The organism is Saccharicrinis fermentans DSM 9555 = JCM 21142, from assembly GCF_000517085.1.
Taxonomy (GTDB): domain Bacteria; phylum Bacteroidota; class Bacteroidia; order Bacteroidales; family Marinilabiliaceae; genus Saccharicrinis; species Saccharicrinis fermentans.
In genome coordinates, this window is sequence record NZ_KI912107.1 from 1,462,894 (window position 1) to 1,477,532 (window position 14,639).

The 14,639-nt window shown below is 36.0% G+C and carries 11 protein-coding genes and 2 tRNA genes; 6 read left to right on the forward strand and 7 right to left on the reverse strand.

Annotated elements, in window-relative coordinates:
- Positions 1-67: 67 nt before the first annotated feature.
- On the reverse strand, positions 68-1,249 hold the full coding sequence (locus CYTFE_RS30480; protein ID WP_152541691.1) for a hypothetical protein: 1,182 nt from the start codon (positions 1,247-1,249) through the stop codon (positions 68-70).
- Between the two features lie 288 nt (positions 1,250-1,537).
- Between CYTFE_RS30480 and CYTFE_RS0105915 the strand changes: the two genes are divergently transcribed.
- Both CYTFE_RS0105915 and CYTFE_RS0105920 read left to right on the forward strand, forming a co-directional pair.
- The gene (locus tag CYTFE_RS0105915; protein ID WP_027471057.1) at positions 1,538-2,818 is read left to right on the forward strand and encodes an aminotransferase class I/II-fold pyridoxal phosphate-dependent enzyme; all 1,281 of its coding nucleotides are present in this window, start codon (positions 1,538-1,540) and stop codon (positions 2,816-2,818) included.
- 113 nt (positions 2,819-2,931) lie between these two features.
- The gene (locus CYTFE_RS0105920; RefSeq protein ID WP_027471058.1) at positions 2,932-3,564 is read left to right on the forward strand and encodes a TetR/AcrR family transcriptional regulator; all 633 of its coding nucleotides are present in this window, start codon (positions 2,932-2,934) and stop codon (positions 3,562-3,564) included.
- Between the two features lie 8 nt (positions 3,565-3,572).
- Here CYTFE_RS0105920 and CYTFE_RS25225 read toward each other — a convergent pair whose 3' ends face one another.
- The 3 genes from CYTFE_RS25225 to CYTFE_RS0105935 form a co-directional block, all read right to left on the reverse strand.
- On the reverse strand, positions 3,573-4,064 hold the full coding sequence (locus CYTFE_RS25225) for a tyrosine-type recombinase/integrase (protein WP_200871239.1): 492 nt from the start codon (positions 4,062-4,064) through the stop codon (positions 3,573-3,575).
- Between the two features lie 102 nt (positions 4,065-4,166).
- Positions 4,167-4,253, reverse strand: a tRNA-Ser gene (locus tag CYTFE_RS0105930).
- 12 nt (positions 4,254-4,265) lie between these two features.
- Positions 4,266-4,338, reverse strand: a tRNA-Trp gene (locus CYTFE_RS0105935).
- 192 nt (positions 4,339-4,530) lie between these two features.
- Here CYTFE_RS0105935 and CYTFE_RS28460 point away from each other — a divergent pair.
- Positions 4,531-5,409 carry an outer membrane protein assembly factor BamD gene (locus CYTFE_RS28460; RefSeq protein WP_154665622.1) on the forward strand — a complete coding sequence of 293 codons (879 nt, stop codon included), beginning with the start codon at positions 4,531-4,533 and terminating at the stop codon, positions 5,407-5,409.
- 23 nt (positions 5,410-5,432) lie between these two features.
- A complete protein-coding gene (locus CYTFE_RS0105945) occupies positions 5,433-6,380 on the forward strand; it encodes a phosphoribosylaminoimidazolesuccinocarboxamide synthase (RefSeq protein ID WP_027471059.1) in 948 nt (315 codons plus the stop codon).
- A 145-nt stretch (positions 6,381-6,525) separates the two neighbouring features.
- Here CYTFE_RS0105945 and CYTFE_RS0105950 read toward each other — a convergent pair whose 3' ends face one another.
- Positions 6,526-7,164, reverse strand: a complete 639-nt coding sequence (locus CYTFE_RS0105950) for a carbonic anhydrase (protein WP_044212285.1) — start codon at positions 7,162-7,164, stop codon at positions 6,526-6,528.
- A 223-nt stretch (positions 7,165-7,387) separates the two neighbouring features.
- Between CYTFE_RS0105950 and CYTFE_RS0105955 the strand changes: the two genes are divergently transcribed.
- Entirely contained in the window at positions 7,388-9,877 is a 2,490-nt protein-coding gene (locus CYTFE_RS0105955; RefSeq protein WP_027471061.1) for an AsmA family protein, read from the forward strand.
- A 335-nt stretch (positions 9,878-10,212) separates the two neighbouring features.
- Here the strand turns inward: CYTFE_RS0105955 and CYTFE_RS0105960 are convergent, their stop codons facing one another.
- On the reverse strand, positions 10,213-11,745 hold the full coding sequence (locus tag CYTFE_RS0105960) for an AbgT family transporter (RefSeq protein ID WP_027471062.1): 1,533 nt from the start codon (positions 11,743-11,745) through the stop codon (positions 10,213-10,215).
- 187 nt (positions 11,746-11,932) lie between these two features.
- Positions 11,933-13,165, reverse strand: a complete 1,233-nt coding sequence (locus tag CYTFE_RS0105965; protein ID WP_235208019.1) for an S-adenosylmethionine:tRNA ribosyltransferase-isomerase — start codon at positions 13,163-13,165, stop codon at positions 11,933-11,935.
- A gap of 459 nt (positions 13,166-13,624) precedes the next feature.
- Here CYTFE_RS0105965 and CYTFE_RS0105970 point away from each other — a divergent pair, with 459 nt between their 5' ends.
- Positions 13,625-14,623, forward strand: coding sequence for a Smr/MutS family protein (locus tag CYTFE_RS0105970; RefSeq protein WP_027471064.1), 999 nt, complete (start codon positions 13,625-13,627; stop codon positions 14,621-14,623).
- The last annotated feature ends 16 nt before the right edge of the window (positions 14,624-14,639 follow it).

Consider the following 14,639-nt stretch of genomic DNA (forward strand, 5'->3'; position numbering starts at 1 on the left):
ATTGTTTTCCTGTAACCAACACAAGAGAGGAACAAACTTAGTAATAGTATAATACTTATAAAATATTTCATTTCAATTCAATCACTTTCTTTGAATCCAGCATTTCTTGTGATATTTTCATTTTTTGTATAGTGCCTCCATCAAGTGGGGTGAGTGTAAGATTTGCATCTGTTTCCTCGACATCAACACCGCTCCAAACTCCCTTTATTTCTATTATTTTTCCAGAAGTGAGCCCTCTACAGGTAGCAATATAATCTACATCCATATTGTATTTAATGAAAGTTAAGGAAAGATCTGCTCTATAGTTGGCAGGTACTTTTACTGGATAACTACGATTGACAGCAATAGTTGTGGATTCACTTTCACCATAGGTGAACTCTTGTCCGAACTCTGTAGAAGCAGATATCTCTCCTTTAGCAATAAATGGGACTCCAGTTTCGACTGTAGTTGAAAGTGAGACCTTGTATGATGTAGATCTTTTAAAGTCAGAAGATTGGGTGTATGACTTGTTGACAGCAAATGTATACGTTTGCTCTATGGGTCCATTATTAGTATATCCCTCTTTGTAAACCTGTAATGGTACATTTGACAATATTGAACCAGCGTCGACGTCAAATTGAATTTCTTCAACAACAAACGTTTCGACAGGTATAATCTCGAATTCTTGACGAGGGCTATTATTATATTTTGAAAATAAAATTTTACTATTATCAACCGTGATTACATTATAATAGATGTCCCACCAAGAACCTCCACCCGATTCTGGAAAATCTTGATTTTCAATTACAAAGGAGTTATTAGTATACTCTCCTTTATTGAAGTCCCAAGAAGAACCAAACAGAGAACCACTTGCATCACTTCTAGCATAAAGTACTTTCACATCTGGATTACTTTGGTATGAACCAACACTCAAAGGGGTATTAGTAATTTTAGAATATATCAAATATGGAATCCCAGTAGATGCAGGTAAAATTTTAATATAATATTGTTGCGATATATTTCCTCTGTATGTATCCATAGTTAATTCAGCCCCTCTAGTCGAAGCGGTGATGAACTGTTTATTAGTAGAATTGCCCATTACTTTTAAATATATTGGAATTTCATTCAACTGATCAATTTCATAACGATCTGTAAAAGATAGACTTTTTAATGCCGCTGGTTTTCTCAGCGTATCCCTGTTCCCTTTTAAAGGTAAAATAATATCATTTACTATGGTCGTGTCATTCTCCATAGTTGTTTTTAAATTCACATTTTTAGCATTCGCTTCAATAGTATCGTTTATAGTTGAGAATTCTTCATCAGACGAACAGGAAGAAATAATAATGCTTATTTATTAAGGATCTTAATTCAAGGTCAATACAAATTTAATTAATTTTCCCGATAGTGGGAAAATTTAGTGTTAAAATTTTAATATTATTTTCAATACATGTAAATAGCCTTTAAGTATTTGGGTTTATAGAGTTTTTTTTATTTAAAACTTTTCATTGAAAAAATTATCCCATGTACGGGAAATTTAATATCTTTAAATCCTCAACCTATGGAATTGACACATACCCACAATATTGATTTCAGTAAAGCAAGTTTTAAAGATTTTGAAAGCATTCCTGATATGAACGTTTTTCAAAGGGCAGGGTTTTTTAAGGATTTTACCGATTACATGGAAGTTGAAGGGCGAATGAATTATGGTTTTGTAACCCATGATGGTTGTGGACCTGAAATATTTTTAAGCACCCCTTTTCAGCAAACACCTAAAAGATGTATCAGTCTTGTGTCCAATGATTACTTAAGCTTTACCCAACATCCTAAAGTTAAAGCTGCTGCTATTGAAGGTCTTCAAAAATATGGAACAGGAGCAGGTGCATCGCCATTGATTGGTGGGCATCATGAATATCATACCAAATTAGAAAATAAACTGTCCACTTTTTTTGATAGGTCTAAAGGATCTTCGATGGTTTACACAACGGGTTATACAGCAAATAGTGCCACTTTGCTGTCCATGTTGAAAAATAACGATTGTGCCATTGTGGATATGGCTGTACACGCAAGTGTTTATGAAGGATTATTGGAAACGAATATCAAAAGATTCCCTCATAACAACCTTGATTATTTGGAGCGGGCTTTATCTGAAGTCCAATCGAAATATCATACACGAATTGTAATTATTGATGGGGTGTATTCCCAGGATGGAGATCTTGCCAAAATGGATGAAATTTATAAACTCACAAAACACTATGGTGCTTTCCTTATGGTTGATGATGCGCATGGTATTGGTGTTTTAGGCAAAAGAGGTAGAGGTGTGATTGAAATGTTTGATTTGTTGAATAAAGTTGATATCATATCTGGAACTTTAAGCAAAGCTTTTGGACACATCGGTGGCTTTATCATTTCTAAACCAGAAGTCATCAATTACCTTAAATTCCAATCCCGTCAGTATGTTTTTTCTTCTAATTCCACGCCAGCAATGAATGGTTTGTTGGTGGCACTTGATTTAATTGATGAAGAGCCCGAATGGCGTGCTAGGCTTTCAGAAAATGTAACGTACTTTAAAAAGGGACTTTTAGATATGAGGTTAGATGTAGGAATCACTGAATCCCCAATTATTCCAATTAAAATAGGCGATGCTCACAAAACAGGCATTGCTGCAAGACTACTTCTTAAGGCAGGGGTTTATGCCAATGCTATTATATACCCTGGTGTTTCACGTAAAGATGCCCGTATCCGAACAAGTTTAATGGCTACCCATACCAAAGAACATCTGGACAAGGCTCTAAACGGATTCGATTATGTCAATCGAAAGTTGGGTATTTCCAAAAGCTAATAAACTTTATTTAGGGGCTTGAATACTCAAAACAGGAGGTCTTTTACCTATACAGGCCGTTTATTACATTAAAAAACATATTTTTATTACCTAAACACGGAACAAGCGAAACTATGGCCAGAAAGAAATATCAGGGGGAGATAAATGATAAGGAAAAATCAAAAGAGAAGCTTATAAATGCAGTTGGAAAGGTGCTCAAAAGCAAAGGTTACATTGGGTTAACGGCAACCAATATTGCAAAAGCAGCTGGTTTGAGTCGTCGCCTTATAACAATTTATTTTGATTCGGTTGATGACTTAGTGGAAACCTATGTTAGAAATAAGGATTATTGGATTGCTGCATCGGGGAATACTAAGCAATTGATTGTAGAAAATAATGGTCGGGATACTAAAAAAATTATCGATTGCATGTTGCAAAACCAACTGGATTATTTTTATAATAATGCAGAAATGCAAAAACTCATTTTATGGGAAATTAGCAAAAAAACACAGATTATGTACGAGGTTTGTGAAGATAGGGAACGACTTGGTTCTAAGATTTTTGAGCTGACCGATAAAGAACTGGAAGAGAAGAATATTGATATAAGAGCGATATCAGCACTATTGGTAGCTGGCGTCTATTATATGGTATTGCACGCCAAATCGACAGATACCCTTTTTTGCGAAATAGACATAAACACACCCGAAGGAATGGAGAGGATTAGAAATGCAATTAGTGATATATTAGATAATGCGTATAATAGTTAATTCAGGTTTCAAAAACTGACTACACTATCCAAAGCATCATCAGCATCTCTACGAATAAAGTTTGCTTGATAGTTTAAAGTAGTTTTTAAGTCGCTATGTCTGTAAAGCTTCTGTAACATTAATGGGTGGATTTTATCCCCGGCAATATTTCCAAAAGTGTGACGCGCAATATGATTAGATAAGCTTTTGTCAATATCACATTGGGCAGCGATTCTAATTAAAAATTTATTGAAGAGTTTAGTGGCATTTCTAGTCTTAGTAAAAAAATCTTCATCATCATTTGGCCGGACTTCATTTAAAAAAGGAAAGATATATCCACCATTATTTTTTCTGTTCATTTTGTAAAAATCTAGAATAGCTTTCGCTTTTTCGGGAACTTTAAGGCTTAAAGGCTTCTCGTTCTTATTCATAACGTAATACAGCCTATCATCCTTAAAATCAGACCATTTTAATTTTACAACATCTAAAATACGAATACCAGCAAAATAAAAGGAAATCAACCATACATTATTTTTTTTCTTTTTAATGCACTCTTTTGTGCATTAAAAAACCCTGTAAGTGTCGACTTACAGGGTTTTTCTTTAAATTGCTTTTGCACTCAGCGGAGAGGGGGGGATTCGAACCCCCGGTACGGTCACCCGTACACACGCTTTCCAGGCGTGCACAATCGGCCACTCTGTCACCTCTCCAAATTTTGTTTGCACGGAATAAGAGACTCGAACTCCTGACACCTGGTTTTGGAGACCAGTGCTCTACCAACTGAGCTAATTCCGTGTGTAAATAATAAGCCGTTGATTAAGCGAGCACAAAAATAGAATTTTATTTTACAATTACACACGTCCTACCGAAAAAAATGCGTCTAAAAATGAATTGCGCTGGTTTACAATAGGCTTTTTTTTATCTTTGCCACTATCAAAAGAACTAGAACTATATAAAAAAACAGTATTTAATTTTAAACAGATTTTTATGAGATTAATAAAGGGTTTTATTGCAGTAAGCATATTATTAGGAGTCGTATATAGTTGTAGTCCTTTAAAAAAGATAGAGAGTGGCAAATCTGTTGCCATGGCATCTTACGCCGAACATAATTATTTACAGGCCTATGAGCAATTAACGGCATTAATTACCAGCTACCAAAGTGCCAAGTTAAAGGTGCCTGTTGATATTCTATTGAAGACTGCCGATTGTGCTGCCCAATTAAAAAAATACGATGTTGCCTCCGACTATTTTTCGCAATCATTAGCGGATAGCATCACAATGACTGGAGTTAAAGGTTATATCGAAAATAGCAAAGCGGGAGGTAACATTGATATTTTAGCATCCGCATTAAACCAATATGCTATATTTTTAAATGAAAATGGTGAAGGACGTTATCTTGCTAAAGAGTTATTTGCGACTGCGTTGCGTACGAATGATCAGGAGTCCATATTAAAAGTGTACCCAGATTTAGAGAAGCCCAATGAGGAAGAAAGTATGGCCTATTTGCTAGCTTTAGAAAAAGCCAATAAAAATAAAGAAGCTTTGACTTTTTGCAATCATCTGATAAAAGAAAATCCGGACTATAACCGGGCCAAAGAATGGAAAGCTATATATTATTATAATTTAGCAGAAGAAGGATATAAGAGAGAAATGGCCAAGTATAATAAGAACAAAAACTATACAGCCTACGTTTATCTAAAACGTGATTTAAAAAAGGTTTCGGCCAACTATAGAGTGGCGAAAGGTCTTTTTGAGGATATAAGAAAACAATATCCATCTGAGAAAAAATATATCAAATATCTTAAAAACATTTATTTAAGATTAGAGATGAAACGAGAAGCTTCAGCAATGGAAAAACTTTTATAGTAATAAATTATAATTTTTGAGAGATGAGTAAGGCAATTGTTCAAAACGATTTCAATTTCCCAAAGCAAAAAGGGCATTATGTGGGAAAAGTTCGTGATGTATATAATATCGACGACCAGTATTTAGTGATGGTAGTGTCGGATAGGATTTCAGCTTTTGATGTGGTCCTGCCCGAAGGAGTTCCTTTTAAGGGACAGGTTTTGAACCAGATTGCAGAAAAGTTTTTGGATGCTACCGCAGATATTGTTCCCAACTGGAAGATTGCGACACCAGACCCTATGGTCACTGTAGGTCATATGTGTGAACCTTTCAAGGTGGAGATGGTTATACGTGGGTATTTGACCGGGCATGCCTGGCGAGAATATAAATCCGGAAAAAGAGAGCTATGTGGTATTCCATTACCCGAAGGAATGGTAGAAAACCAGAAGTTTGAGCATCCCATTATCACACCTACTACGAAGGCCGATGTGGGACATGACGAAGATATCTCTCGTGAAGAAATTTTAAAGCAAGGATTGGTGAGTGAGCAGGATTATCTTATGTTGGAAAAATATACACAAGAGTTATTTCAGCGAGGCACTGAGATGGCAGCCGAAAAAGGACTTATCTTAGTGGATACCAAATATGAGTTCGGTAAAAAGGATGGTAAAATATATCTCATCGATGAAATTCATACACCAGATTCATCACGTTATTTTTATTCCGAAGGATTTCAGGAACGTTTAAATAAGGGAGAGCAGCAAAAACAATTGTCAAAAGAGTTTGTTCGTCAATGGCTTATTGAAAATGGTTTCCAAGGTAAGGAAGGGCAACAAGTGCCACAAATGACTCCTGAATATGTATCAAGTGTTTCGGAAAGATACATTGAACTATATGAACAAATTACAGGAGATAAGTTTGTAAAGGCTGAGGGTGATAATATAGCTGCCCGTATCGAAAAAAATGTAAATGATTATCTGGCTAGCTTATAATGGTTGATACCTTAAAAAAGATAAAAGGATGTTTCGATTTGTTCGGAACATCCTTTAGTTTTATCGTTCTGTATTTGATGATTGATAGTTTGCATTCCTCATGGATATTGCTCACTTACAAATAGATGGTTATATAGGGTTTGAGTTATTGACGCTCGTTGGACAGTATTTCGGTAAGCGGGTTGATCAATCCAGTTTCCAAGTCAAATATCCAGCCATGCAATTGCAATTCTTGGCCCTTGTCCCAAGCGTGTTGCACAATAGAGGTCAAAGCAAGTTTTTCAATTTGTCGTTCTACATTTATCTCACATAGGCGGTTGATTCTTTGTTTTTCGTCATCCAGAGCCATGATTTCGGCTTTGTTTTTTTTATAAGAATCTTTAATGCCCGACAGCCAGTCTCCCAGGTATTCATCGTTATTCCTTTCCATGGCTGCAATAACACCACCACAACCGTAGTGACCACATACTACGATGTGTTTAACTTTTAAATAATCAACCGCATATTTAATAACACTCATGATGTTTGAATCGTTGGTGATTATTTGATTGGCAATATTCCTGTGAACAAATAACTCTCCTGGTTCTGTTTGAGAAACGCCAGCAGCTGGAACCCTGCTGTCTGAGCAACCAATCCATAGATAATCAGGAGACTGTCCCAAGGCCAGACGCTTAAAATAATCCTTATCCTCCTTTAGCATGGTTTGTGCCCAAACTTTATTAGCTATTAAAATATCGTCGTACGATTTTATTCTTTTTTCAACGTGATTTTTATCTATTCGCATGGTTTTGATATAATGGTCAAATGTAACATGTATAGTTTTTACCTATTGTCTGACTAAATATAACACTAAGTAGTTTATTTAAGTGATAATAAGAAAAATTGTTTAGTTCAAAACTAAATTATTAATATTCTACTTTAGATGATAAGTTTAATTAGTTAACTTTGATTACGTAATTTTCGAAAATGAATTTGTTATTAATAGCATAATAAAACCACATAGTACAATGAAGAAGTTTTTAAAAATCACCGTTGGAATATTTCTTTTTATTCTATTATTATTAATTGTTACGCCCTTGTTTTTTAAAGGGAAGATCGAACGATTGGTGAAAGAAGAAATTAATAATCAACTAGCGGCTCAGGTCGATTGGGGTAATTTTTCTCTTTCGTTGATCAAGCATTTTCCCAATGTGTCGGTGGGGATGTCGGAGTTAAGTGTTGTTGGTGTTGAAAAATTTCAGGGCGATACCTTGCTATACCTGGATGACTTTTCTTTATCTGCTGATTTGATGAGTGCTATTGGAGGAAGTCTGTCGGTAGAGCATATTCTGATTGATAAGCCTTTGGTTCGAGCAAAGGTGTTGGCCGACTCTACCGTTAACTGGGATATTGTTAAGGCCAGTGAACTAGCTGAGGAAGAAATTGATACATTAGAAAGTGAGAATAGTGATTTTACCATTAATTTAAAAAGTTTTGAAATCAATGATGCGGTCATAAGTTATGAAGATCAAACCATGGATCTAGATGCTGAAATTCAACATCTCAATTTAGATCTATCTGGCGATATGTCGGCAGCTACCACTCAATTACAGTTAGAAAGTTCTATTGATGCAGTGAATGTCACAATGGAAAATACCAAGTATATGAATAAGGTAAAAGTTAGTCTGGTGGCTGGAATACTTGCAGATATGACTAATATGGTGTTCTCCTTTGAGGAAAATGATTTGATGGTAAACGATCTAAATCTAGGCTTTGATGGGAGTGTGGGTATGCTTGATGAAGGTTATCAGCTGGATGTGAAGCTCGCTGCAAAAGAAACGACATTTAAATCACTGTTGGCTTTGATTCCCAAGGAGTTTTTGACAGATCTGGAAAATGTTCAAACAACAGGAACGCTGGCTTTAGAGGCGAGTGCAAAAGGAATTTACAAAGACGCAGATAATTTACCTGCTTTTGATGCTGTTTTAAGGGTTGAGAATGGTCAAATTAAGTATCCCGACCTGCCTAAGTCCATTAACGATATCAATATCTCAGTACTTGCCCATAACACTGGAGGATCGCCGGATAATACCATTACAAATATTGAAAAATTTCATTTTGAGTTGGGCCAAAATCCTTTTGATGCTTCTCTAATGTTAATGACTCCTGTAAGTAATGCACAATTTAAAGGAGGAATGGTTGGCGTGATTGATTTAGGATCATTAAAAGACGCTATTCCATTGGATAGCTTCGATATAAAAGGAATTGTAGATGCGGATGTGACTTTGGATGGTAACATGGCCATGATCGAAAAGGAAAACTATGAGGCGGTGCAAGTGAATGGACAAATGAAACTGGACGACTTCTACTATTCAAGTGCCGATTTACCTGATGTAATCATTAGTCAGGCGTTGATGTCATTCAGTCCACAAAAAATATCTTTAAATAAATTTGAGTGTAAGGTGGGGAGATCCGATTTTGCTTTAAGTGGCAAAATAGAAAATTATTTGCCTTATATATTTAAAGATGAAACCATTAGGGGTTCTTTAAAGCATTCTTCGAAGCTGTTGGATGTGAATGAGTTTTTGGTTGGTATGGATGAAGAAGAATCTGTAGGTGCAGAAGATACAACGGCACTCGAATTAATGGAGGTACCGAAAAATATTGATTTCGTTTTTACATCTACATTTGGAAAGATCTTATATGATAAACTTACCATAGATAATACGAAGGGGCAGGTTACGGTGCGAGATGGCAAAGTGGTACTTAATGGAGTATCAATGGACCTACTTGATGGAGGAATGAAGATGGTCGGCGAGTACAATACGCAAAATGTAAAGAAACCTTTCGTTGATTTTAATTTTGATGCGAGTAATATTGATATTACAAAAACAGCTAATTCATTTAGTGTGATTGATTCTTTGATGCCCATTGCTAAAAACTCCAAAGGAAAAGTTTCTGCGGACTTTAAGTACAATAGTTTGCTTGATAGTACGATGATGCCAATTATTGCCTCTATTACCGGAGGTGGAAATCTCAAATCAAAATCTATTGAGGTAAGCAATTCCAAAGTGCTGAATAATATGGCTGATCTGCTTAAAAAGGATAAGTACCGGACAATGAAAGCAGAAGATTTGAACATTAATTTTATCATGAAAGATGGTAAAATCATTGTTGAGCCTTTTACGGCCAAGGTGTTTGATAGTAAGATAGAGGTGAGTGGAGAACAAGGCTTTGATCAATCATTAAATTATGTGGTGAAAGCACCCGTTTCTCGCAAGGATATAGCAGGAGCAATGAGTTTGTTGGGCGGTAGTTTTGCATCTTCCGGCGAAGATGTAATTATCGATGTGATTGTAAAAGGGACGGCTATGGATCCAAAACTGAGTCTAGATCTTTCCGAGGCGCAAAAACAAGTAGGGAAGGAGTTGGAAAAGGAAGCAGGAAAGGTAGTGAAGGAGATTTTAAAAGATGATAAGGTAAAAAATGCCATTGAAGGTTTCTTTAAAAAGAAATAATAAAAAACCTCGTTGGGATATCATCCTAACGAGTTTTTTTTATGTTTCATTTGATTTAACCCGGATGATAAAAGCATTAGAAGGTTTTATTCATTAAGGTTATGAGATTCTCAAAAAATGACATATTTACAATAGTTAAAGAACCCTATGATTTAGTAGGTGATAAAAGTAATAGCAAGATAGACTATTACTGAAAAATTAATTAATTCGTAATAGATTTTCTAATACATTTTCCGGGTTCAGTATTAACCTTATTCCCCATTGGGTTGAATTTTAGACACTGACCATTCAATTACAATTGAATGGTCAGTGTACAACGAGGATGGAAATTTTGTTTAAGGCATATGATAATATATTTCGGCTCCTGGTCCAAGGGGTAGACCTGTCAATAACCACACCACCAATAGTAATATCCAGGCAATTAAAAATACAATTGTATATGGAAGCATGGTAGCGATAATCGTTCCTATTCCAGCTTGAGGATTGTATTTTTGTACAAAAGCAATGATGAGCGCATAAAAACTCATCATGGGTGATATCACGTTGGTCACGCTGTCTCCAATCCTATAGACCACCTGCGAAAGTTCCGGAGAATAGCCCATGATCATAAACATAGGAATAAAAATAGGGGCAAGAATAGCCCATTTGGCTGAGGCACTGCCCATGAGCATATTGATCACCGCAGAAAGTAATATAAATAATATCATGAGTGGTATCAGACCAATATTGGTGGACATGAGCAGGTCGGCTCCTTTGACAGCAAGTATAATGCCTAAGTTACTCCATTTGAAATAAGCAACAAACTGTGCCGCAAAGAACACAAGAACAAGATACGATGCCAGGGTTTTCATGGATTTACCCATCCCATTCATGATGTCCGCATCATTTTTAAAGGTCTTGGTTATAAAACCATATACCAGTCCCAATGCACCAGCCACGATAAATAGCATGGCTACTACACCTTTTATTAAAGGAGAATTAAGTATGCCGCCATCATCGCCACGTAAAAAACCTCTTGATGGAATAATTCCTATTAATATGAGCGAAAATACCAGGGTAAAGCCCAACAGTACATATTTAAGCGCTTTTTTTTCTAATACATTTAGTTTTTCAAAATTTTCCTCTTTGTCTTCTTGGTTTTGTACATAAGGGCCTAACCTTGGTTCTACCACACGTTCTGTTACCAATGTCCCAGCAAAAGCAATGACAAACGTAGAGGCCACCATGAAATAATAATTGGCGGTGGCATTTACTTGGTAACTGGCATCCAAAATATGTGCAGCTTCCTGTGAAAGCCCGGCTAATAATGGATCTACCGTACCTAATACTAGATTGGCGCTGAAGCCTCCGGATACGCCAGCAAAAGCTGCTGCCATACCAGCAATGGGATGTCTACCTACGGCCATGAAAATAACCCCTGCCAGGGGAATTAATAATACATACCCCACATCGGAGGCAAGGTTAGAGAGTATGCCTGTGAAAACTAAGATAAAAGTGAGAAGATGTTTTTTTGTATTGAGCACCAGCAAGCGTATTATGGCACTAATTAGTCCGCTTTGTTCCGCAATTCCAATTCCTAGCATAGCTACCAATACAATGCCCAATGGAGCAAAGCCGGTATAGTTATCTACCATTTCTAAAATAATGCGGTGTAGTCCGTCGCGGGAAAGCAGATTGACAGGAACAATGGTTTCCTTGGTGCCAGGATGAATCACTTCCCATTGTAGAAAGCTTCCTAGCGCAGAAAACAATATGGCGGCTAATGCAAATAGGGCAAAAAGGGTAGCCGGATGTGGAAGCGCGTTTCCTGCTCTTTCTGTCCAATTGAGCATCTTTTCAAATATACCTTTCGGAGGTGTACCATTCATAATTTATTGGTTTAAATTGAATAGTAATCAATATAAGAAAATAATTGCTAATGTGCTTTCTAGTAGCCTATAATCCAATATTATCTTGCCAATTACCAGGTGTTACATAGGTTTTGACTTTTTTGCGACATTAATATGTTCTTATAATTGTATAACCAGAAAGGGGTATTTGTCTTGCTCCTTATCTTTAGTATTTGCTCTGTGTTGATTCTTCTCCTCTGTAGAGTAATGAGCTGTCACCATAGCTTAAAAACCTAAAGTCATGAGTTAAGGCATAATCATAAATCCTTTTCCAATTATCTCCTTTGGTAAAGGCAGAAACAAGCAATAATAAGGTGCTATTTGGTTGATGAAAATTGGTGATCAGTCTGTTAACGACTTTAAAATCGTAGCCAGGAGCAATTAAAATTCCTGTATGGCTTTCAAGAATGTTCCTTTTTTCATCAATTAAATATTGTTTCAGTCTGCCAATCGCTTCTTGTAAATTGTAATGTTGTGGCAGGTGGTAGGCATCCCATTGATTAACATATAGTTCGTTTTTATTTTCCAATAATTTTACACCCAGCCAATATAAACTCTCTAGTGTACGAACGGTAGTGGTTCCTACACTAGTAATATCCTCTTCGTATTTTAAAATAAGATCCAGTGTTGGCATATCCACAAAAAAATGTTCAATATGCATTTCATGCTCACCTATCAATGCAGACTTCACAGGTTTGAAAGTGCCTGCTCCTACATGTAAGGTAACCGGAGCTGTGTGTATATTGTTTTTTCTTATTTGGGCTAATATCTCATCTGTAAAATGGAGTCCTGCCGTAGGTGCCGCTACTGAGCCTTTATGGTTTGAGTAAACGGTTTGATAACGAAAAGTATCTATTGCTTCTGATTTACGATTCAAGTATGGCGGAATTGGAATGTTGCCTATGGCATCAAGCAGGTCACCAAAGCTCACATCTTTGCTATTCCAGCAGAATTGGATAAGTTGAGTATCTTCCATATTTTTTTCACGTGAAATACTTAGGTGGACTTCAGTTCCATTTACATAGATGTCTCTTGATAAGCTTCCTTCTTTCCATTTTTTTGAATTTCCAACAATGCACTTCCATGTAGCTTTTTCTTTTGCCTGAAAAATCATGGCAATGTCAGATGGTTCCACAGGCTCCAAACAAAATATTTCAATATTTGCTCCGGTTTGTTTTTGAAAATTTAAACGGGCTTGTATTACTTTGGTATTGTTGAATAACAGCAGACTATTAGGGGGTAATAATGAGGATATATCATTAAAACTGTATTCCCTAATGTTTTGATTAAAAACCAGTAGTTTTGAATCTGATCTGTTTTGTAAGGGGTATTTGGCAATTTTATTTTCGGGTAGTTCGTATGTATAATCTTCAATCCTTATGGCCTGTGTATTCATCATTCTTAAATTATTTCGCATGCAAAAATAAAAAATTAGCCCGGTTTATACTTAGGTATTCGAATTTAATAAACCTATATTTGTGATGCGCAAGCAATAATACTTGTTATTATATAGGGGCTTTACATCAGGGGGTGGCCACGAGATATTAGCAGCGAATACAGGAGGGGGGAGGAAGTACGATTGATGCTGTATAAGATTGGGGTCTGTATTATAAAGACAGAATCTAATTTAGTTGTTGCTAATTGGTTTATTGTTAAGTATGTATATCCTTATTGTTCAGTAGTAAGTGTCTGCTTGTGATGATGTCTTAGGAAATCATCATTGATGAAGAAGGATAAGATGAAATGTACAAATGAAGTATAAACCAGGATGACTGTAAAACATTGTCAGACGACACAGGTAAAGGATGGGTGTTTTACAGCTAATCAGATTTTGATAAATTACAAACAATATATACAAATGAAAATTTCGGTCGGAGATAAAGTAAGATTTTTAAATGAAGTAGGCGGAGGAGTTGTTAGTCGTACAGAAGGAGACAAAATGATATATGTGCTGGATGAAGATGGATTTGAAGTCCCGGCCCTCAGAACAGAAGTGGTTATTGTTGGTAAAAAAGCGACAGTAGATACACCAGCTAATCAAACTTCCCAAGTTGAACCAGACGGTTATGAGTTCGAAGAGAGTCCTGAAGAAGGAGAACCCAAGTTAATGCTAGCTTGCACCAGAGATGAGAGTTTAACAGGTAATATTCGTTTGTATTTAGTAAATGATTCAAACTTTTTTGTTTTTTATACGATCGGTCGTTATAACAATGCTAAAATAAGTAATGCTTATCATGGCGTTGTTGAACCTAACACCAAAATAGCGCTGGATAATATGGCTATTCATTATGTGGATGGGGTTGAATATGAATGTCAGCTAATGCTATTCCGAAAAAGTAAGGAGTATACGCCTTATAAACCTTTGGTGAAAAAAATTAAATTATCAGGTTCTAAACTGTTAAAAGACAATAGTTATGTGAGCAATGACTATATGGACGATAAGGCCCTGTTGGTATATTTAGTGAAAGACACCTTTGAGAAAAAACTGGAGGAGTTGTCTGCCAAGGATATTAAAAATGTGGTGGCTCAAAAAGAACAAAAGCCAAAAGGGAAAAAGGCTGTACGAAGGAATGATAAAGAAATTTTGGAAGTAGATTTACACATCCATGAGCTTTTGGATGATACAAGAGGTATGTCAAATAAAGAAATGCTGGAGTATCAGTTGACTAAGTTTCACGAAATAATGAAAGAAAATAAAAATCAAGCCAATCGCAAAATTGTATTTATTCATGGAAAGGGTAACGGAATTCTTAAATCAGAAATCATTAAAAATTTGAAAAAAAATTATACTTGGCATAGTTATCAAGATGCCTCGTTTGAACAATACGGCTTTGGAGCGACCATGGTCACCATATAAAAAGAAGTCTGAAAAT

Coding starts and splice junctions, on each gene's coding strand:
- CYTFE_RS0105915 (WP_027471057.1), top strand. CDS start 1,538: ATGGAATTGACACATACCCACAATATTGATTTCAGTAAAGCAAGTTTT.
- CYTFE_RS0105920 (WP_027471058.1), top strand. CDS start 2,932: ATGGCCAGAAAGAAATATCAGGGGGAGATAAATGATAAGGAAAAATCA.
- CYTFE_RS28460 (WP_154665622.1), top strand. CDS start 4,531: ATGAGATTAATAAAGGGTTTTATTGCAGTAAGCATATTATTAGGAGTC.
- CYTFE_RS0105945 (WP_027471059.1), top strand. CDS start 5,433: ATGAGTAAGGCAATTGTTCAAAACGATTTCAATTTCCCAAAGCAAAAA.
- CYTFE_RS0105950 (WP_044212285.1), bottom strand. CDS start 7,164: ATGCGAATAGATAAAAATCACGTTGAAAAAAGAATAAAATCGTACGAC.
- CYTFE_RS0105955 (WP_027471061.1), top strand. CDS start 7,388: ATGAAGAAGTTTTTAAAAATCACCGTTGGAATATTTCTTTTTATTCTA.
- CYTFE_RS0105960 (WP_027471062.1), bottom strand. CDS start 11,745: ATGAATGGTACACCTCCGAAAGGTATATTTGAAAAGATGCTCAATTGG.
- CYTFE_RS0105965 (WP_235208019.1), bottom strand. CDS start 13,165: ATGATGAATACACAGGCCATAAGGATTGAAGATTATACATACGAACTA.
- CYTFE_RS0105970 (WP_027471064.1), top strand. CDS start 13,625: ATGAAAATTTCGGTCGGAGATAAAGTAAGATTTTTAAATGAAGTAGGC.